This window comes from Labrys sp. 22185, from assembly GCF_052045555.1.
GTDB classification, from domain to species: Bacteria; Pseudomonadota; Alphaproteobacteria; order Rhizobiales; family Labraceae; genus Labrys; species Labrys neptuniae.
In genome coordinates this window covers 1-18,733 of sequence record NZ_JBQEPH010000018.1, presented here as the reverse complement: position 1 = coordinate 18,733, position 18,733 = coordinate 1, and the positions used below count along the sequence as shown (strand labels likewise).

The following is an 18,733-nucleotide window of genomic DNA, read 5'->3' as shown; positions in this document are numbered from 1 at the left end:
TGAGGCGGCACCTACTCTGAGGAGCACCAGCAGGCGAGCATCGCCTAATCGATGACCGTCTGCCGGTCCCCTCAACAGGAAACATAGGCACTATATGACCGTTGGCAAGGGTTATTCCGCTGCGGAAGCGCCGGTCCCCCGGTCTCCCGCCTGCTGCTCGCCGTCGCCGGCAGCGGCAAGCTCCCAGGCACCCAGGTCACCCGCAGCAAGGTCCTTCCTCTCAGCTGCGTCGAGCTGCTGCACGAGGCCCAGCAGGATTCGCGAGGGCTGCGGCGGTTCCACCGGCCTGTCGGCAGCAAATCCGAAGCCGAAGCGCCCGCCGTCGAGATCCTCGATGTCGAGGGTGAGAACGAGTGTCAGGCCGGGATGCAGGATGGCGGAGGCATGGTCGACCACGAGCAGGCCGAGCGGGATAGCGCGATCCACCGGCAGCGCCATGTCGGTCCGCCCGCGTAAAGCCATGCTTTGCCCGGGGCGGCACAGCAGCCTGCCGATCACCTGTGTGACGTCACGCAGGAAGGGCTCGACCGCCACCGGATGCATCTCGCCCTCGGACAGGGCCCCCCGATAGGCCGCCGACAACACGTGCACCCTGCATTCAGCCTCGCTCAGGGCCATGCGGGCATCGCCCGCATAGGCGTTCTTAGATAGGCCGATATAGCTCTGCACCACTTGGAGATTGTTCTTCACCCGGTGATGCAGCTCGCGGGTAAGGGCATGGTTAGCCGCAAGCGCCGTCTGCAGGCGGTGCTCGCGTGCTTCCTGCTCCTCCACCATGTCGTTGAAGGCGACCACCACATTGCGGATGTCCGACGGCATCTGGGCACTGAGCGGTACACGTCCCCAGCCCGAATGGCGCCGAGCCCGCGACGCAGCCTCGATGCCCTTGAGCCATTGCACCAGATGCCGTTTCATCACCCGGGCAAAGACGACCAGCAACAGCAGCAAGGCGGCGAGGGGCGCCAGCAGCAGGAAAAGGAATTGCGAGCGGGCCGCCCGCAGATGGATGTCACGGAAGCTGGCGACGATATAGAGATCGGGCGCCGCCGGCATGGCATAGTAGATCCGCGTCTGGCCGGCGCCGCTGACGGCGACCCAGCGCTGTCGGGTCACGGGAAAGGTTCCCTTCGCCGGCAGCCAGCCATTGTCGTCGGCCGGTCGCCCCCGAGCAAACACGATGTCTTCATGCACGGTGATCAGGGCGGCGACGAAGTCACGCGCACCGTCGCCGAGGTTGAAGACACGATCGAGGGCCTGCGGAGCGATCACCAGCAGTGCCTGCCAGCCCGGCGCATCAGGTTTGCCCTCGCGCCGGGCATAGACGACGAGCCGGCGCTCGCCCCCAAGCACCACCGAATCATAGCGGCTGGTTACCGGCGACAACACCGCGCGGGGTTGGAGCACCGGCTTGGCAGCCTGCGCTGCCAATTCGGCGCCAAGCGAGGACCGGTCCAGGCCGGATATGCCGGAAAACAGGCAGGCCGGGCTGCCATCCCCCTGGATCAGCAGGGCCTGGTAGCCGTCGAGCTGTCCCACATTGGCCTTGCCGACCGCCTCGCAGGAGGCGCCGTTCGTGACTTCGGCGGCCGAGATCATCAGCCCCCGTACGACGCCGACATACCAGATGCCCATGCGAACGACGAAATTGCCGACCGTCTGTGCCTGGGACGTCTCGATCGTCTTGACGTCATCGCGATAGGTCACCACCGCGATGATGCTGGTGATGGCACCGACCGGTATGGCGACCATCAGGAAGAAGGTCAGCAGTTTGGCCTGGACCGTATCGAAGGCCAAGATCCTATTGAAGACCAAGATCCTATTGAAGACTTGGCGAAAGCGGGCCGTCACGAGGGAGGCTCGCGCCCGCCGACCCGGAGTGCCGCCAGCATCTTGGCATCCGGCCCCGTTTCATCCGCATCGCTGGTCGAGAGCATTTCGGCCAGCCGCGACCTCGCCCGGTTGACGCGGCTTTTGATCGTACCGAGCGCAACGCCGCAGATTTCCGCCGCCTCCTCATAGGAGATACCCGAGGCGCCCACCATGATCAGGGCCTCGCGCTGCTCCTCGGGCAGCTTGGCGAGGGCGGCCGTGAAATCGGCGATCGCCAGGTGCCCTTCCTGGTCGGCATGGACGGCCAGGCGCTCGGCATAGACCCCATCGCTGTCCTGCACCTCGCGCGAACGCTTGCGGTAGAGCGAGTAGTAGATGTTGCGCAGGATGGTGAACAGCCAGGCTCGCATATTGGTGCCCGGCTCGAACTTGTCGGCATTGGCCCAGGCCTTCAGCAGCGTATCCTGTACCAGATCGTCCGCCAGGGTGATCGAGCCCGACAGGGACGCGGCAAAGGCACGCAGACTGGGAATATGTGCGATGAGCCCGTCCTTGAAGCTATCGCCGCTCATCGTCCTTGCCCTCCCCGGCCTTCTTCTCCTGCTCTTCGAGCTCGGCCAGGAGTGTCAAAAACCTGTCGGGCACGGGCGCCCGGACGATCGATTCATAATGGGCCTGCAGGGAGCGAGCGACATAGTCGCGGATCTGCGGATCGAGCTTGCCGCCATCGGGGGGGCTCTGATCGGGCAGATCCTCGTCTGGCTTCTTATTCCTCGACATTGCTACTCCCGTGGAAACGGCCTGGCACCGACATTGCTTCCAAGCCGATTCCTCTCGAGCGGGCCATCGCCCCGCTCGAGAGGAATCGGCACCATACCGAACATTTGCAGAGTTTCTTGGGGAGGCCCATCCACGGCCTCACCGGGAAATTCTGCTTGGGCCGGCGTGGAGGCCCGTCGTCGGGGAGGAGGCAATGCAATACCAACCGGCGAAACGCATCCCATGCCGGATACGTTCCATTCTGTCGAAGAAATAAATTCATTGTCAGGAACTATTCGTCTGTGGTGCTCTGCCGCAGCCGCATGAGCGACCGATTGGGGAGCATGTCAATGTCGATCGCAGCCGAGATCGCGCCGCAACTGCCTTATCTGAGGCGTTTTTCCCGGGCCCTGAGCGGCAGCCAGGCCAGCGGCGACGCCTATGTGGTCGAGACGCTGGAGGCCCTGGTTGCCGATCCCGCTTGCTTTCCGCGCGCCCTTCCGCCACGCATCGCGCTCTATCAGGTGTTCCTGAGATTGTGGTCTTCGCTGGCGCTCAACATGGAGCCGGCCAAGCAGGTCGAGGGCATCTCGCCGGAGCAGCGCCTGGAACGCCTGGCCCCACGCTCGCGGCAGGCTTTCCTGCTGACCACGATGGAAGGCTTTTCCTCGGAAGAGGCAGCCACCATCATGCGGGTCGACGAAAAGGAAGTGATCACCCTGGTGGCCGAGGCCACCGAGGAGGTCGCCCGCCAGATCGCCACCGAGATCCTGATCATCGAGGACGAGCCGATCATCGCGCTCGACCTGCAATCGATCGTGGAAGAGCTCGGACACCGCGTCGTCGGCATCGCACGCACCCATGCCCAGGCACTCGCCCAGGTGGCGGAACACTCACCTGGCCTGATCCTCGCCGACATTCAGCTCGCTGACGGCAGCTCCGGCCTGAAAGCGGTGAACGAGATCCTGGCGAGCGTGGAACTGCCGGTGATCTTCATCACGGCCTATCCCGAAAGGCTGCTGACCGGCCAGCAGCCGGAACCGACCTTCCTGATCACCAAGCCCTTCAGGCCCGAAATCGTGAAGGCCACGATCAGCCAGGCACTGTTCTTCAACAAACGGGCCAGCCTGCGCCCGGCCTGAACCGCGTTCCACGCAAGGAGCGATGCCCGCCAGCGACGGAGCGGCGCGATCAGCATGACCTCTTCGGCAAGCACAGGAAACGGGTGGCTGGCACCCGCGCCGTCGGCTTTTGTTCGGCGATCCTTTCCTTGCCGAGGTCTGTCATGAAGACGCCCGAAAGAGACCGCCTGCCGCCGGCTTTCCGGCGCATCGGCTGGTCGAATCTCCTTGCCCAGCTCTCCGAGCAGATCGCCCTGGCCGCCGCGCCCCTCGCGGCCGTGATCCTGCTCGCCGCCGGCCCGGCCGAAACAGGCTGGCTTCAGACGGCGCAGACCCTGCCCTTTCTCCTGCTCTCCATCCCGGCCGGCCTGATCGCCGATCGGGCTTCACGGCGAAAGCTGATGGTGGCATCGGAGGCGTTGCGCGCCCTTTCCCTGGCTCTCACCGTCCTGCTGCTCGGCCTCGGCCAGATGAACCTGTCCCTGCTGGCTTTGCTCGGCTGCGTCGGCGCCATCGGCACGGTATGCTACAGCGTCGCCGCCCCGGCCCTGATCCCCACGCTGGTGCCGCGCACCCAGCTTGCCGATGCCAATCGCTGGCTGGAACTGGCACGTAGCGCCGCCTATGCCGGCGGCCCGGCCCTCGGCGGCGCCCTCGTCGGCTGGATTGGGGCGCCCGTCGCCTATGTCCTCTCCGCCATTCTCTCGATCTGGGCGGTGCTCTTGCTCGCCGGCCTGCCGAAGGAAGAATTGGCGGCTCGCAGCGGACGCAGGCTCCTGCACGATCTGAAGGACGGCGCCGCCTTCGTCATCCGCCACGATCTGCTCAGGCCGATCCTTCTTACCGCCGTCTTCTTCAATATCGGCTGGTTCTGCATCCAGGCCATCTATGTCGCCTATGCCGTACAGATACTTGGGCTGACGGCTTTCGAGGTCGGCGTCACCCTCGGCATCTATGGCGCCGGCATGATTGCCGGAGCCGGCATCGCCCCGGCACTTGCTCGGCGCGTCTCCTTCGGCACCATGATCGTGCTCGGGCCGTTCGGCGGCTTCTGCGCCGCGCTCCTCATGCTGGGGACGGTATGGTTCCCTTCGCCGATCCTTGCCGGATTCAGCTATTTCCTGTTCGGCGCCGGGCCGATCCTATGGACGATCACCACCACAACGCTCCGGCAGGCGATTACACCCAACGCCATGCTGGGACGCGTCTCGGCCCTGGTCATGACCGCAACTTTCGGTTCGAGGCCGGTCGGAGCCGCGGCGGGTGCCTTCATAGCCGCTCATGCTGGCGCAGCAGCCTGCCTGGGCGCGGCCGCCATCGGCTTCCTGGTCCAGCTCCTGGTCATCCTGCTGTCCCGCGTGCCGAGGCTGCGGGCGCTGCCTGACATGGCCTGACTCTGCCGGCCGCTCAGTTCGCGCGCTCGGCCAGGCCGCGCACCTGGTTGACGAATTCATCGGGATTGAAGGGTTTGCTGACCAGGAGGCAGTCGAAATAGAGCCGACGTCGCTCCGGCAAGCCAAAGCCGGAGACGAACATGATTTCCAGGCTGGGCCAGCGCTCCCTGGCCTTCACGGCAAGATCATAGCCGCTCATCGGCCCGGGCATGCGAACATCGGTGATCAAGACCCGGGCGTCCCCGTTCGAGGCCAGGATGTCGAGCGCGGCTTCGGCGCGCCCGGCCTGCAGCACCCTGAAGCCGGCATCTTCGAGCAGATCCGCCGTGATCAGCCGGACATCCTTGTCGTCATCGACCAGCACCACTGTCACAGGAGGGGCGCTGTCGACATCGTCGCCTCCCGATTCGACGCCGGGACTGCGAGGAACCGGCTTGCGCGGGCCAGTACGATGTTCCGGCGCATTGTGCATGGCTGGCTCGGCGAAGGCTTGCTGTTTCACGGCTCTTGTCCCCTCAGGCTCCGTCAGGACGTCGTGCGATGGATCGGCATCGCAAAGACGTTTCGAAACAATGAGTTGAAGCAGACAGCCATCCAACCGGGAATGCCCGTCTGCTCTGGAGAGCGAACGCCCGAAGCCAGCCTTTGTTCCGTCTCAAGCTGCAGGCAGCATCGAGCGGACCTTGGCCTCGAATTCGCCGGTCTCGAAGGGCTTGACGATGACGTCCTGTCCTTCATCCATTTCGAGATCCTGCCGCTCGGCGGCTTCATAGCCGGTTAGGAACAGCACCTTCAGCGCAGGCCTCGCCTCGCGTGCCCGACGGGCCAGGTCCCATCCGTTCATGCCCGGCAGTCCGATATCCGTGATCATCAGATCGATGCTTTGCGTCCCCTCCAGCAGGGGTATGGCCGAATCGGCATCCTTGGCCGCAAGCGTGGCAAAGCCGAGATCGTTCAGGATATCGACGACGAGCAGTTGAATGACTGCCTCGTCTTCGACGACGAGAATGGTCCTCTTGTCGTGGTCGGCCATGCTTCGGATCTCGGACTCAAATCGAAATTGCTGCCGGAAACCGCTTCCGGACCTGAGAATCACTGACTGCTGAAATAGGCGCCCGGGGCGCTCGAGCCACTATAGACGATCTGACCGGGAAAACAGGAGCGCGCTCAATCGACGCGCTCGAACAGGACCAGCGAGCGGCCGGCAAGCGCATAGGCTTCGCCGACGCCGATATCGGCTTCGGGCAGCCCCGGATCGTCGGTGGCAACCAGGCGTTTCCATGCCGAACCGTCATAGCAGGGAGGCATGGTGAAACTCATCGTCTCGTGATGGGCATTGAGCAGGACGAGCAGCGTGGCATCCGATCCGCGCTTGCGGATGCCGCTGGCCTGGGCCCGGCCATCCAGCAACAGGCCGAAGCAGGCAGGTTCCCCCGCATCGTCCCAGTGCGACCGCATCATTTCCTCGCCGCTGCGATGGATCCAGGTCGCCTCGCGTACGTCGATCGCCTCGTTGATGCGCTCGCCGATCAGAAAGCGTGATCGCCGCAGAATGGGATATTTGCGTCTGAGCGCCGTCAGCCTGCGGACGAAATCGGTCAGCGCCTTGCCCTCTTCCGCCGCCTGCCAATCGAGCCAGCTGATCTCGTTGTCCTGGCAGTAGGCATTGTTGTTGCCCCGCTGGCTGCGGCCGAACTCGTCGCCGGCCACGATCATCGGCGTCCCCTGGGAGAGCAGCAGCAATGCCAGGAAGTTGCGCATCTGACGTTCGCGCAGATCCGTGACGGCAGCATCCTCGCTCGGCCCCTCGACACCGCAATTCCAGGAGCGGTTGTTGGAGCTGCCGTCCCGATTGTCCTCGCCATTGGCTTCGTTATGGCGGTCGTTATAGGAGACCAGGTCGCGCAGCGTAAAACCGTCATGGGCGGTGACGAAGTTGACCGAGGCCCAGGACTTGCGACCGCGGTGGTCGAACTTGTCCGGCGAGCCACACAGGCGCGGCGCCAGGGCCGCAGGCCGAGCCTCGCCCCGCCAGAAGTCACGCGCCGTATCGCGATAGACGTCGTTCCACTCGGCCCAGCCCGGCGTGAAGCCGCCGACCTGGTAGCCGCCGAGCCCGACATCCCAGGGCTCGGCGATCAGCTTGACATTCTCGAGCACGGGATCCTGGCTGACAGCCTTGAGGAAGCCGCTATCGGGATTGAAGCCATCGACCTCGCGGGCCAGCACGGTGCCGAGGTCGAAGCGGAAGCCGTCGACATGCATCTCGTTCACCCAGTAGCGCAGGCTGTCCGTCACCATCTGGATCACGCGCGGATGGCTGACATTCAGGGTGTTTCCAGTGCCGGTATCGTTGATGTAGTAGCGCGGTTGATCGGGCATCAGCCGGTAATAGGAGGCATTGTCGATCCCCTTGAAGGACAGGGTCGGACCGAGTTCGTTGCCCTCCGCCGTGTGGTTGTAGACGACGTCGAGGATGACCTCGAGGCCGGCATCGTGGAAACGTGCCACCATCTGCTTGAATTCGGCCAGCACGCCCGCGGGGTCGGCGGCATAGCGCGGATCGGGCGCGAAAAAGCCGATGGAGTTGTAGCCCCAGTAGTTCCTCAGGCCGCGCTGGAGCAGGTGATCGTCGTCGACGAAGGTGTGCACCGGCAGGAGCTCGACCGTGGTGACACCGAGCGAGCGGATATGCTCGAGGGACTGGATCGAGGCGAGGCCGGCATAGGTGCCCTGCAAGGCCGGCGCGATCCCGGGGTGGCGCTTGGTGAAGCCCTTCACATGGGTCTCGTAGACGATGGTCTGGTCCCAGGGCACCAGCGAGCGGTTGCCCGGCCAGTCGAAACGCGCATCCACTACCATGCAGCGGGGCATGAAGGGGGCGCTGTCGCGCGTATCGAAGCTGAGATCGCCCTCGCCGAGCGTATAGCCGAACAAGGCGGGATCCCAGGTCAGCGCGCCGACATGGGCGCGGGCATAGGGATCGAGCAGGAGCTTGTTGGGATTGAAGCGATGCCCCGCCTCGGGCTCGTAGGGGCCGTGTACGCGATAGCCATAGAGCATGCCGGGGCTGACATCGGGCAGGTAGCCATGCCAGATCTCGTCGGTGAATTCCGGCAGTTCGATGCGCTCGAGCTCCTCAACGCCGCTCGGATCGAACAAGCAGACCTCGACCTTGGTGGCATGCGCCGAAAACAGCGCGAAATTGGTGCCGGCCCCGTCCCAGATCGCACCGCGCGGATGAGGATGTCCTTCACGGATCCGGGTGCCGAAGAGCTGGGTCATGCCATCGTCTCCCGTTCGGCCGTCCTGCGGACCACCAGCGCATCGAGCAGCGAGAGGTACCGCGCATCACCGCGGCACACTGCACTGCAACATGGGCCGATGCAAGCATTTGGGTTTCGTCGCAAATCCGGTTTCACATGAAACGCGCAAGGTCAAGGAAACTGCCTCATGCTTCGTCACACCCACTTGGCGACACGCGTCCGGATGCCCGGCGGGTGGCTTGAATGCCGGGCACACCGGGCGGGCGCCGCAGCGTCGGCTGCCAGGCCGACAGGCCTGGCAGCCGGGAAACGCACTGCTTACGCGATGGTTCCGCCGGAACCTGGCCCGATCATCGTCCGTTTCATGCGGGCCGGAACTCTCAGGCCTTCCATTGTGTTGGGCCTGACCATGGCGTGCCGACGAGGCACCCTCGACGAAAAACAACGAATCCGGGCTACCAGCAGGGGCATGCATGCAAGACCAGACCACTTCCCTTTCCGCCGACAAGCCCGCCGTGCAGCCCGGTGCCCCCGTCGAGCTCGACGAGGGGCCTAGCAGCGTCTCGCCCCAGACGGCCATCCAAGCCTGCCTGCTCCTTCTGGCGAGCCTGACGATCGCCTATGTCGCCGCCGACATCATTCTGCCCCTGGTGCTCGCTTTCGTATTGAAATTGCTGTTCCAGCCGGTCATGCGCCAGCTTGAGCGATTCCGCCTGCCGCGCAGCATCGCGGCCCTCCTGATGATCTTCGTGTTCTTCGGCCTGTTCGTGGGGCTGGGGGCCGCCGTCGCTGGCCCCGCCACCGAATGGGCCACCCGCCTGCCGGATGCCCTGCCGCGGCTGCAGGAGCGCCTGTCCTTCCTCAATCAGCCGATCCAGACCTTCCAGAGCTTCATGCAGCAGATCGGTGCCGGCGGCGGTGCCAATGTCGACATTCTCGGCGCGGCCTTCCGTGGCACGCAGCATTTCGCCAGCGGCTTCTTCGAGACGATCCTGATCCTGTATTTCCTGCTGGTATCCGGCGACACCTTCCTGCGGCGTATGGTCGAAATTCTGCCTCGCTTCAGCGACAAGCGGCAGGTCGTGACGCTGTCGCAGCAGATCGAGGAGAACATCTCGATCTATCTGGCGACGATCACCGTGATGAACGCGCTGGTGGGACTGGCCACTGCCCTGACCATGTGGGCCACGGGCCTGGGTGACCCGGTTCTGTGGGGCGTCGTCGCCTTCGCCCTCAATTTCGTGCCGATCATGGGGCCCTTCTTCGGGGTCGCCCTGTTCGCCTTTGCCGGCCTGCTGCAGTTCGACACCATCCTGGCGGCCTCCCTGCCGGCCGGCCTCTATCTGGTGATCCATCTGATCGAGGGCGAGATCGTCACGCCGATGCTGCTGGCCAAGCGCTTCACCCTCAACCCGGTACTGATCATCCTCGCCTTGATCTTCTGGTTCTGGCTGTGGGGCGCGCCGGGAGCGATCCTGGCCGTCCCGATGCTCGCCATCCTCAAGATCATCTGCGACGGAGTCGGCCCCCTCAACAATATCGGCCGTTTCCTGGAAGCCTGAGGCGGCCGGAGGTCGCCATACCCTCCCCGTGATGGCAGGGCATGGACGTGGTGTCACGTGCTGCCACCGCTCAGCCGGGCAGCATGTCCTTCAGGCGCAGGCGGGCGATCTCGCCGATCTGCTTGACGGCCTCGGCGAATTCCTGGGTCCGGTCATGCTGCAGGCGCCGCTCGAAGGCGGCGACGATCTCGGCCTTGCTGCGTCCCTTGATCGCCATGATGAACAGGAAGCCGAACCGGGCCTTGTAGGCATCGTTTAGCTCGGTGAACTGCTTGAGTTCGGCCGGCGTGAGGCGGTCGAGGCCGGCAGAGGCCTGCTCGGCGGAGGATTCGGCGGTCAGCATCTTGGCCTGGGCCAGTTTCCCGGCAAGGTCGGGATGCGCCATGATCAAGGCGAGCTTGGCATCGTCGGAAGCCGAGTTCAGCACCTTCATCATCGCCGCATGCAGGCCCTCCGCCGTATCCTCGGCCGGCGTCAGCCCCTTGTCATAGGCGCCCTCAGCCACCCAGGGCGAATGCTCGAACACGCCGCCGAAACGCTCGACGAACAGAGCGCGGTTGAGGCGCGTCGGCACATAGCCGCCTTCCGGCGGATGCTGACGGATCCAATGGCGGGCGATGTCGAGGCGGGTGGCGAACCAGACCTCGGCATGGCTGCGGGCGTAATCGAGGAAGCGGGCGAGTGCGGCGGCGCGGCCGGGACGGCCGACCAGGCGGCAATGCAAGCCGATCGACATCATCGCCGGCTGCTCGCCGCCTTCGGCATAGAGCGTGTCGAAGCTGTCCTTGAGATAGGCGAAGAACTGGTCGCCGCTGTTGAAGCCCTGGGGCGTGGCGAAGCGCATGTCGTTGGCGTCGAGCGTATAGGGCACGATCAGCTGCGGGCCGCGCGGCCCTTCGACCCAATAGGGCAGTTCATCGGCGTAGGAATCGGCCGAATAGAGGAAGCCGCCCTCCTCCATGGTCAATTGCAGCGTTTGCGCCGAGGTGCGGCCCTGATAGAAGCCGAGCGGCCTGGAACCGGTGACCTCGGTGTGAACGCGGATGGCTTCCTCGATATGCTCGCGTTCGCCTTCCTTGGTGTAGTCGCGATAATCGATCCATTTCAGGCCGTGGCTGGCGATTTCCCAACCAGCCTCGACCATGGCGGCCACGGCCCCGGGATGGCGCTGCATGGCGCTGGCGATGCCGAAGACGGTGACGGGGATCTGGCGCTCGGTGAACATCCGGTGCAGGCGCCAGAAACCGACGCGCGAGCCATATTCGTAGATGGATTCCATGTTCATGTGACGCTGGCCCGGCCAGGGCTGGGCGCCGACGATCTCGGACAGGAAGGCTTCCGAGGCCGCATCGCCGTGCAGGATGCAGTTCTCGCCGCCTTCCTCGTAATTCACCACGAATTGCAGGCAGACGCGCGCCTTGCCGGGCCAGGCCGCGTGGGGGGGCTTGCCGGCATAGCCGATGAGGTCGCGATCATAGGTTCCTTGCGTCGTTGCGGTCATCTCTCACGAGCCCCGATAGGTCGAATAGCTGAAGGGCGAGCAGACCAGCGGCACGTGGTAATGGCCGTCCTTGTCCGCGAGCGTCACGCGCAAAGGCACGACATCGAGGAATTCGCCGGCCCCGGTGGCGCCGAGGCCGCGGAAATAGGCGCCGACGTGGAAGATGAGCTCATAGACGCCGGGCACGAAGGCATCGCCCACCATCAAAGGCTGGTCGGTGCGGCCATCCTGGTTCGTCGTCGTCGTGGTCACGGTGACCCGCCCGCCCGATGCATCCAGCCGCTGGAGTTCGATGGTCACGCCTCGCGCGGGCTTGCCGCTGGAGACGTCGAGCACATGCGTGGAGAGCCTTCCCATGTCGTTCTCACCCAATCCTGTCTTTGGCTACGCTCTGGCGATCCGCGCCATGCGCCTGCTGATGATGTTTGACCGCTATCGCCCTTGCGAGCGACGCGAAGCAACCGAGCGCCGCGCTTCCGGCTCTGGACTGCTTCGCGTCGCTCGCAAGGACGTATGAGTCGTTCCCAATTCGCGTCGTATTTTCAAATCACACGCCAGACGATAGCGAATTTGCGGCCCGGCATTTCCAAATATTTTGTGAAGATGTTTCGATAAAGAATACTCTTCTGCTGCAGGCCGTCCTGAGGCTTGATGGAGCGTGTCAGGCTTCATTCTCCTGCAAGGATGACAGGCCGGACGGCAAGGGCCCCAGCCGGGCGAGTTCGGTCGCGAGATAGCGTCGGCCACGCTCGACCAAGAGGTCGGCGAAAGCCTTCACCTTGAGGGGCACGAGATTTCGCGTCGGATAGAGCACGGCCAGCGTGGCAGGCGGTGGCGGATTGGCGGTCAGAACAGGAACCAGACGACCTTGGGCAAGCGCATCGGCAATTTCGTAGACCGGTTTGAGCACGATGCCGCGCCCGTCAAGCGCCCAGGCGGTGAGCACGTCGCCGTCGTCGGCATCGAGCGAGCCCTTGATCGGAACGCTGATTTCCTCGCCATCCTGGCTGAGGGACCAGCGGAATTCGCGCGAGCCGGGAAAGCGCAGGAGCAGGCATTGGTGTCGCGCCAGATCGGCCGGCGTCATCGGCATGCCGGCGCGTTCGACATAGGCGGGGGAGGCACACAGGACACGCTCGGCGTCGGCGATCTTGCGCATGATCATCGAGCCGTCGGCATAGGTGACGAATTGCAAAGCGAGGTCGCAGGATTCGGCGATGATGTCGAGGCGGCGCTCGGACAGGCGCAATTGCACGTCGATCTGGGGATGGGTGTCGCGATAGGCCGCGGCGGTCGGGCCGACGAGGCGCCGCCCCAGGCCGAGCGGCGCGGCGACCCGGATCGACCCCAGCGGCATGGCACCGAGCTCACCGATATTGGCCTCGGCCATATCGATCGTGTGCAAGGCGTCGATGACGTGGTCATAGAAGATCCGGCCCTGTTCGGTCAGGCCCATATTGCGGGTCGTGCGATTGAACAGCCGGCAGCCGAGGTGGTTTTCCAGCGCCTGGATGCGCTGGCTGATCACATTGGCGGAAACCCGCATGCGGCGGCCGGCTTCGGAGAAGCTGCCGGCTTCGACGGCTCGGGCGAAGGAACGGAAGTTTTCAAGCATGGCGGGCGATTCCGTAGGACAGATCGGCGGCGACTGCCGTTCGTTGATCGAAACGGATGCAGCGCCCGGCAAAAGACTGCTTGTGCTTGATCATGCTCCCCCTCGTGCTGCCTGCGGCCGGAGCCGACTCTTCGTTCTCGACCTCATTCGACGAATAGAATGCGGATCGAGGACACTCAAACTGGCGAGACTCTTGCTTGCCAGCTCTTCGGGCCGGCGGTTCTTGCCGTGACTGTAGGAAATAATCATGCCTTGTGTAAGCCGGTCGTAAAGGGCCGCTTTCCAGGCAGGGAAGGAAATGGGAGAAAATAACCTATGCTGATGACCCTGTACGAATGGGGCAGTCTGATGTTGCGCTGGGCCCATGTCATCACCGGCATCGCCTGGATCGGCTCCTCGTTCTACTTCATGCATCTGGACGCAAGCATGCGCCCCACCCCGAAGATCCCCGCGGGTCAAGGCGGCGAGGCCTGGGAAGTCCATGGCGGCGGCTTCTACCAGGTGCAGAAATATCTGGTGGCGCCCGACTTCCTGCCCGAGCACCTGACCTGGCACAAATGGCAGTCCTACTCGACCTGGCTGACCGGCTTCTGCCTGTTGCTGTGGGTCTACTACGCCCAATCCAGCCTGCTCCTGATCGATCCCAGCGTGCGGGTATTGTCGCCGGCCGTGGCCCTGGTGGTCGGCATTGGCGGCCTCGCCGCCGGCTGGCTGGTCTACGACTTCCTGTGCAAATCGCCGATCGGCAAGAACGAGACGCTGCTGGCCGGCATCGGCCTGGTCTTCGTGGTGTTCATGGCCTGGTTCTTCCAGCAGATGTTCTCGGCCCGCGGCGCCTTCATCCACACCGGCGCGCTGATGGCGACGATGATGTCGGCCAATGTGTTCTTCATCATCATCCCCAACCAGCACAAGGTTATCGCCGCGCTCAAGGCCGGGCAGGTGCCCGACCCCGCGCTCGGCAAGGCAGCCAAGCAGCGTTCCTCGCACAACAACTACCTGACGCTGCCCGTGCTGTTCCTGATGCTGTCCAACCACTATCCGCTGACCTATTCCAGCCCCTACGCCTTCCTGGTGGTGGGCCTGATCCTGGTCGCCGGCGCGCTGATCCGCGTGTTCTACAACGAACGCCATGCCGGACGCGGCGACAAGTGGTGGACCTGGGCGCTTGCGGCCATCCTGATCTTCGGCGCCATCTGGATCAGTGCCTTCCGCTCGCCGGCCTTCCGCGATGCCTTCGACCTCGGCGCCATCGAGGCGCCGGCGGCAACCGAAACCGCGCTCGCCGCCACGGTGCCGGGACCGGTGCACGACATCATCACCAGCCGCTGCTCGATGTGCCATGCCGAGACACCGGTCTATCAGGGCATCAACATGCCGCCCAAGGGCGTGCTCCTGGATTCGCCCACCAATATCGCCCGCAACGAGCATGAAGTCTTCGTGCAATCGGTGATGACGCACGCCATGCCGCCGAACAACGTGACCGAAATGACCCTGGACGAACGCCGCGTGCTGCGCGACTGGGTGCTCAAGAGCGAGAAGGCCGCGGCACAGGGTACACCAGTCGACGCCGGCAAGTCCGCCGAAGCCAAAGCTGCCGAAGCCAAGCCTGTTGAAACGGGTTCCACCGTCCAACTCGCCGTCCGCTGAGCCAGCCTCGGCGCCAGTTCCTTCCCCTTTTCCCTCGACACGTGCAATGGCCCCGCTTGCGGGGCCTTTTTTGTCTTGGGCCAATGTCCTTATCGCCGAGCCACCGAGCATCCGGTCGGCGTGCCCATCCGTTTCGGCGACGGGTTGATCGAAGCAGAGCAGGCAAAGGCGGGAACCGCCTTTCTCGCCAGAGGCTGCCGCATGCCCACGTCCCGTGGTTCGCGAAAGGCGCGCGAGGTTTCGTCCCTGGCTTCGGCTGCCGCACCCACACATCGCAGCATGGGCGGATAGGGCGCAGGACTCCCTCCCCGACGTCAGGGAGGGTGGCCGGGCACAGCGAGGTCGTGTGGAGTTGAGGTCGAGTCGCGCGATCTTGCCATCCTCCGACCTGTTGGCGCCACTCTCCTCCTTCCGTCGCCGCTGCGCGGTGACAGCTTCCACGACGTTGGGGAGGGATTCCTGCGCTCCATACTGAAATTGCCAGACGGGTGGATCAGACAGCCGAAGCCGGCAAGGGATATTCGCGCCATTTCCGGCATACGGCGCGGAAAAGAAACACCGCACTATCGGGAAGCACGCCGACGCCGGCACTTCGCAGGAAAAGGCAGGTGCGCTACGTCCTGTATCGGCGAGAGAGAATCCCGCCCCGCGGCCGCTATACCGTGGCGCGGCCCCTGCCGAAAACGGCGAAACGGGACGGAGAGCACCACGAATCCAAAGAGCCTCCCGCTGGCGGGAGAGGCTCCTTCGGCATGCTCCGGCGTGAGGTAAAGCCGCGTCAGCGCACCTTTGTCGGCGGAACAGGCCGCCAGCTCGTCGAGCCGGACCATGGCATGGTCTCCACCGGAGATGGCTGATGTCGCGAGGGCTAGTCTCATTACAGCTTCATTCCCTCGGACAACACGAGAACGGCCCTGAAATCATTGACATTGGTCAAGGTCGGGCCAGTGACGATCTGATCGCCAAGGACCTGAAACAGGGTATGGGCATCGTTGTTGTCGAGGCTGGCGATCGGATCAAGCCCCGCGGCGCGTGCGCGTGCAAGACTTGTGGGGTCGATCACCGCACCGGCCACTTCCTCGGCGCCGTCGACGCCGTCGGTATCGCCGGCCAGGGCATGGATGCCGCGCTGCCCGCCGAGCTTGACGGCGAGCGAGAGCAGATATTCGACATTGCGGCCGCCCCGGCCCGTGCCGCGCACGGTGACCGTGGTCTCGCCGCCCGAAATCAGCACGCAGGGTGCGGCGGCGGGCTGGCCGTGCTGGACGACCTGGCGGGCGATGCCGGCCATGACGATGCCGACATCACGGGCTTCGCCCTCCAGGGAATCGCCTAGGATGATCGGCGTGATACCGGCCTTGCGGGCAACCACCGCCGCGGCAAGCAGCGACTGCTGGGGCGAAGCGATCAGATGGGTCTCGCAGCGCGCGAGGCGCGGATCCCCGGGCTTGGGCGTCTCTTCCAGCGCTGCCTCGAGATGGGCGATCACCGGGGCTGGCCCGTCTATGCCATAGCGGGCAAGGATGGCGCGGGCATCGGCAAAGCTGGTGGGATCGGCCACGGTGGGGCCGGAGGCGATGGCAGCGAGATCGTCGCCGGGCACGTCGGAAATCACCAGGCTGACGACGCGGGCCGGAAAAGCGGCGGCGGCCAACCGCCCGCCCTTGATGGCGGACAGATGCTTGCGCACGCAGTTCATCTCGTCGATCGGTGCGCCCGATTTGAGCAGCGCCTTGTTGATCGCCTGCTTGTCGGAAAGCAGCAGCCCATCGGCCGGGAGGCTGAGCAGGGCCGAGCCGCCGCCCGAGATCAGGGCGATGACGAGATCGTCTTCCCCGGCCCCTTCCACCAGGGCCAGCATGCGCGCGGCGGCCTTGACGCCGTTGAGATCCGGCACGGGATGAGCGGCTTCGATCACCGCGATGCGCTGGCAAGGTACGGCATGGCCGTAGCGCGTCACCACCACCCCCTGAAGCGGCCCGTCCCAGGTGTCTTCCAGGGCCCTGGCCATGGCGGCAGCGGCCTTGCCGGCGCCGACGACGATGGTCCGCCCCTTCGGCGGCCGTGGCAGGAAGGCCGGCATGCAGGCAGAAGGCGTCGCCGCAGCCACTGCTGCCTCGAACATCGATGTCAACAATGCCCGCTCCGACATGGCGAACCTTTCAGAGGAAGAAACGCTTATGCGAATTATTATGTGTCGCGCCGCCCCTCGCCCTGTCCCCAATCCGCTCCGAGCGGGGACAGGGTGCGGGACAACGCTACGGCCGGTCGAGAGCCGGCGCGTGCTGGCGTCAACCCTTGACCGGCGCGCCGATCTCGTAATTGGCCATGATCTCCAGGGCTCGGACCAAGCCGGAATGGTCCCAGGCCGCGCCGCCATGCGAGACGCAGGCATTGAACAATTCCTGGGCCGTGGCGGTGTTGGGCAGGGAAAGGCCGAGCTGGCGGGCCGTGGTGAGGGCGAGATTGAGGTCCTTCTGGTGCAGGGCGATGCGGAAGCCCGGATCGAAGGTGCGCTTGACCATGCGGTCGCCATGCACCTCCAGGATGCGGGAGGCGGCAAAGCCACCCATCAGGGCCTCGCGCACCTTGGCCGGATCGGCGCCGGCGCGGGAGGCGAACAGCAGGGCTTCGCCAACGGCCTCGATGTTGAGGGCGACGATGATCTGGTTGGCGACCTTGGTTGTCTGGCCATCGCCATTGCCGCCGACGAGGGTGATGTTCTTGCCCATTGTCTCGAACAGCGGCCTGGCGCGCTCGAAAGCCGCTTCCGGTCCGCCGACCATGATGGTGAGGGAGGCGGCCTTGGCACCGACCTCGCCGCCGGAGACCGGCGCATCGAGATAGTCGCAGCCGAGCTCGTTGATGCGCTTGGCGAATTTCTTGGTCTCAACAGGCGAGATCGAGCTCATGTCGATGACGAGCTTGCCGGCGGAGAGGCCCTCGGCGACGCCATTCTTGCCGAACAGCACGGTTTCCACGTCCGGGGTATCCGGCACCATGGTGATGATGATGTCGGCCTTGCGGGCAACGTCGGCGGCGGTCGGCTCGGCCTTGCCGCCAGCCTTGACGAGTACCTCGGGCACATTGCCGAGCGTGGTGAGGTAGACGGTGTGGCCGGCCGCGATCAGGTGTCCCGCCATCGGGGAACCCATGATACCAAGTCCGACAAAGCCGATATTCATGGTGAGAGTCCTTCGAATAAAGTCAAAACATTAGGGAGTTGCTCCCTTCTCCCCCTGCGGGAGAAGGTGCCCCGATAGGGGCGGATGAGGGGTGAACCACCACACCGGCATGGGATCGCAAGACCCCTCATCCCCCTGCCGGGACCCCTAGCGGTTCCGCAGGAACTGCGGAGTCCCGCAAGGGGAGAAGGGGAACGTCCTGATAGATTCAGCGCGTGGCCTTCAGCCAACCCAAACCCGCTTCCGTCTCGCCCTTGGGCTTGTATTCGCAGCCGATCCAGCCGGCATAGCCGAGCTGGTCGAGCCACTGGTAGAGGAAGGGATAGGCGATCTCGCCGGTGCCCGGCTCGTTGCGGCCGGGATTGTCGGCCAGCTGTACGTGCCAGATCTGCGGCAGGTGCTTCTCGATGGTGCGGGCGAGGTCCCCTTCCATGATCTGCATGTGGTAGATGTCGTATTGCAGGCCGATATTGTCCGAGCCGGTCTCGGCGATGATCTCGGCGGCCTGGCTTGTGTTGGTCAGGAAGAAGCCGGGAATGTCACGGGTGTTGATCGCCTCGATCACCAGGCGGATGCCGGCTTTCTTGAGCTCGCCGGCGGCATAGCCGATGTTCTCGACGAAGGTGGTCCTTGCCTGCCCCGCATCGACGGAGGCAGGTGCGATGCCGGCCAGGCAGTTGACCAGCTTGCAGTCGAGCGCCTTGGCATAGGTGATGGCCTGGGCGACGCCCTCGCGGAATTCGGCCTTGCGGTCGGGCAGCACGGCGATGCCGCGCTCCCCACCCGCCCAGTCGCCGGCCGGCAGATTGTGCAGGACCTGGGTGAGCTTGTGCTCCTTCAGCGCCGCGGC

Annotated in this window: 17 protein-coding genes; 5 read left to right on the top strand and 12 right to left on the bottom strand. The window is 64.7% G+C overall.

All coding sequences use genetic code 11. The features are described 5' to 3' along the window. Positions 1-111: 111 nt before the first annotated feature. The 3 genes from ACTJKX_RS26540 to ACTJKX_RS26530 are packed head-to-tail and all read right to left on the bottom strand — an operon-like array spanning position 112 to position 2,610. Entirely contained in the window at positions 112-1,794 is a 1,683-nt protein-coding gene (locus tag ACTJKX_RS26540; protein ID WP_440727050.1) for a sensor histidine kinase, read from the bottom strand. Positions 1,795-1,844: 50 nt separating this feature from the next. After that, positions 1,845-2,402 carry a sigma-70 family RNA polymerase sigma factor gene (locus tag ACTJKX_RS26535; RefSeq protein WP_440727049.1) on the bottom strand — a complete coding sequence of 186 codons (558 nt, stop codon included), beginning with the start codon at positions 2,400-2,402 and terminating at the stop codon, positions 1,845-1,847. After that, on the bottom strand, positions 2,389-2,610 hold the full coding sequence (locus tag ACTJKX_RS26530) for a NepR family anti-sigma factor (protein WP_068292011.1): 222 nt from the start codon (positions 2,608-2,610) through the stop codon (positions 2,389-2,391). Before ACTJKX_RS26530 ends, ACTJKX_RS26535 begins: the two co-directional genes overlap by 14 nt. A gap of 329 nt (positions 2,611-2,939) precedes the next feature. Here ACTJKX_RS26530 and ACTJKX_RS26525 point away from each other — a divergent pair, with 329 nt between their 5' ends. Together ACTJKX_RS26525 and ACTJKX_RS26520 are read left to right on the top strand one after the other, a co-directional pair. After that, entirely contained in the window at positions 2,940-3,731 is a 792-nt protein-coding gene (locus ACTJKX_RS26525; RefSeq protein ID WP_440727048.1) for a response regulator, read from the top strand. Between the two features lie 143 nt (positions 3,732-3,874). Continuing rightward, positions 3,875-5,104 (top strand): MFS transporter, encoded by a 1,230-nt coding sequence (locus tag ACTJKX_RS26520; protein ID WP_440727047.1) that lies wholly within the window; start codon positions 3,875-3,877, stop codon positions 5,102-5,104. 13 nt (positions 5,105-5,117) lie between these two features. Here the strand turns inward: ACTJKX_RS26520 and ACTJKX_RS26515 are convergent, their stop codons facing one another. The 3 genes from ACTJKX_RS26515 to glgX all read right to left on the bottom strand — a co-directional run bounded on the left by ACTJKX_RS26515 (position 5,118) and on the right by glgX (position 8,389). After that, complete coding sequence (locus ACTJKX_RS26515) at positions 5,118-5,606, bottom strand: response regulator (RefSeq protein ID WP_440727046.1); 489 nt, start codon at positions 5,604-5,606, stop codon at positions 5,118-5,120. Between the two features lie 153 nt (positions 5,607-5,759). Continuing rightward, positions 5,760-6,137, bottom strand: a complete 378-nt coding sequence (locus ACTJKX_RS26510) for a response regulator (RefSeq protein ID WP_394313494.1) — start codon at positions 6,135-6,137, stop codon at positions 5,760-5,762. A 134-nt stretch (positions 6,138-6,271) separates the two neighbouring features. Further along, positions 6,272-8,389, bottom strand: a complete 2,118-nt coding sequence (gene glgX, locus ACTJKX_RS26505) for a glycogen debranching protein GlgX (protein WP_440727045.1) — start codon at positions 8,387-8,389, stop codon at positions 6,272-6,274. Between the two features lie 454 nt (positions 8,390-8,843). On the opposite strand from glgX, the gene ACTJKX_RS26500 reads away from it, so the two are divergent. Continuing rightward, positions 8,844-9,932, top strand: coding sequence for an AI-2E family transporter (locus ACTJKX_RS26500; protein ID WP_440727044.1), 1,089 nt, complete (start codon positions 8,844-8,846; stop codon positions 9,930-9,932). A gap of 70 nt (positions 9,933-10,002) precedes the next feature. On the opposite strand, the gene puuE is transcribed toward ACTJKX_RS26500, so the two are convergent. Continuing rightward, positions 10,003-11,433 (bottom strand): allantoinase PuuE, encoded by a 1,431-nt coding sequence (puuE, locus tag ACTJKX_RS26495; protein ID WP_440727043.1) that lies wholly within the window; start codon positions 11,431-11,433, stop codon positions 10,003-10,005. Between the two features lie 3 nt (positions 11,434-11,436). Next, complete coding sequence (gene uraH, locus ACTJKX_RS26490; RefSeq protein WP_311934209.1) at positions 11,437-11,790, bottom strand: hydroxyisourate hydrolase; 354 nt, start codon at positions 11,788-11,790, stop codon at positions 11,437-11,439. On the opposite strand from uraH, the gene ACTJKX_RS26485 reads away from it, so the two are divergent. Further along, positions 11,789-11,950, top strand: a complete 162-nt coding sequence (locus ACTJKX_RS26485; RefSeq protein WP_440727042.1) for a hypothetical protein — start codon at positions 11,789-11,791, stop codon at positions 11,948-11,950. The genes uraH and ACTJKX_RS26485 overlap by 2 nt on opposite strands. A gap of 144 nt (positions 11,951-12,094) precedes the next feature. On the opposite strand, the gene ACTJKX_RS26480 is transcribed toward ACTJKX_RS26485, so the two are convergent. Beyond that, positions 12,095-13,048 (bottom strand): LysR family transcriptional regulator, encoded by a 954-nt coding sequence (locus tag ACTJKX_RS26480; RefSeq protein ID WP_311934207.1) that lies wholly within the window; start codon positions 13,046-13,048, stop codon positions 12,095-12,097. A 315-nt stretch (positions 13,049-13,363) separates the two neighbouring features. Between ACTJKX_RS26480 and ACTJKX_RS26475 the strand changes: the two genes are divergently transcribed. Then, positions 13,364-14,698: a urate hydroxylase PuuD gene (locus ACTJKX_RS26475; RefSeq protein WP_440727041.1), complete on the top strand. Its 1,335-nt coding sequence runs from the start codon at positions 13,364-13,366 to the stop codon at positions 14,696-14,698. Positions 14,699-15,575: 877 nt separating this feature from the next. Here ACTJKX_RS26475 and ACTJKX_RS26470 read toward each other — a convergent pair. The 3 genes from ACTJKX_RS26470 to ACTJKX_RS26460 form a co-directional block, all read right to left on the bottom strand. Then, positions 15,576-16,823 carry a glycerate kinase type-2 family protein gene (locus ACTJKX_RS26470; RefSeq protein ID WP_440727105.1) on the bottom strand — a complete coding sequence of 416 codons (1,248 nt, stop codon included), beginning with the start codon at positions 16,821-16,823 and terminating at the stop codon, positions 15,576-15,578. A gap of 166 nt (positions 16,824-16,989) precedes the next feature. Further along, entirely contained in the window at positions 16,990-17,883 is an 894-nt protein-coding gene (gene glxR, locus ACTJKX_RS26465) for a 2-hydroxy-3-oxopropionate reductase (protein WP_440727040.1), read from the bottom strand. A gap of 208 nt (positions 17,884-18,091) precedes the next feature. Then, positions 18,092-18,733, bottom strand: a 642-nt coding sequence (locus ACTJKX_RS26460) for a hydroxypyruvate isomerase family protein (RefSeq protein ID WP_440727039.1), incomplete at its 5' end; no start/stop codon positions are given.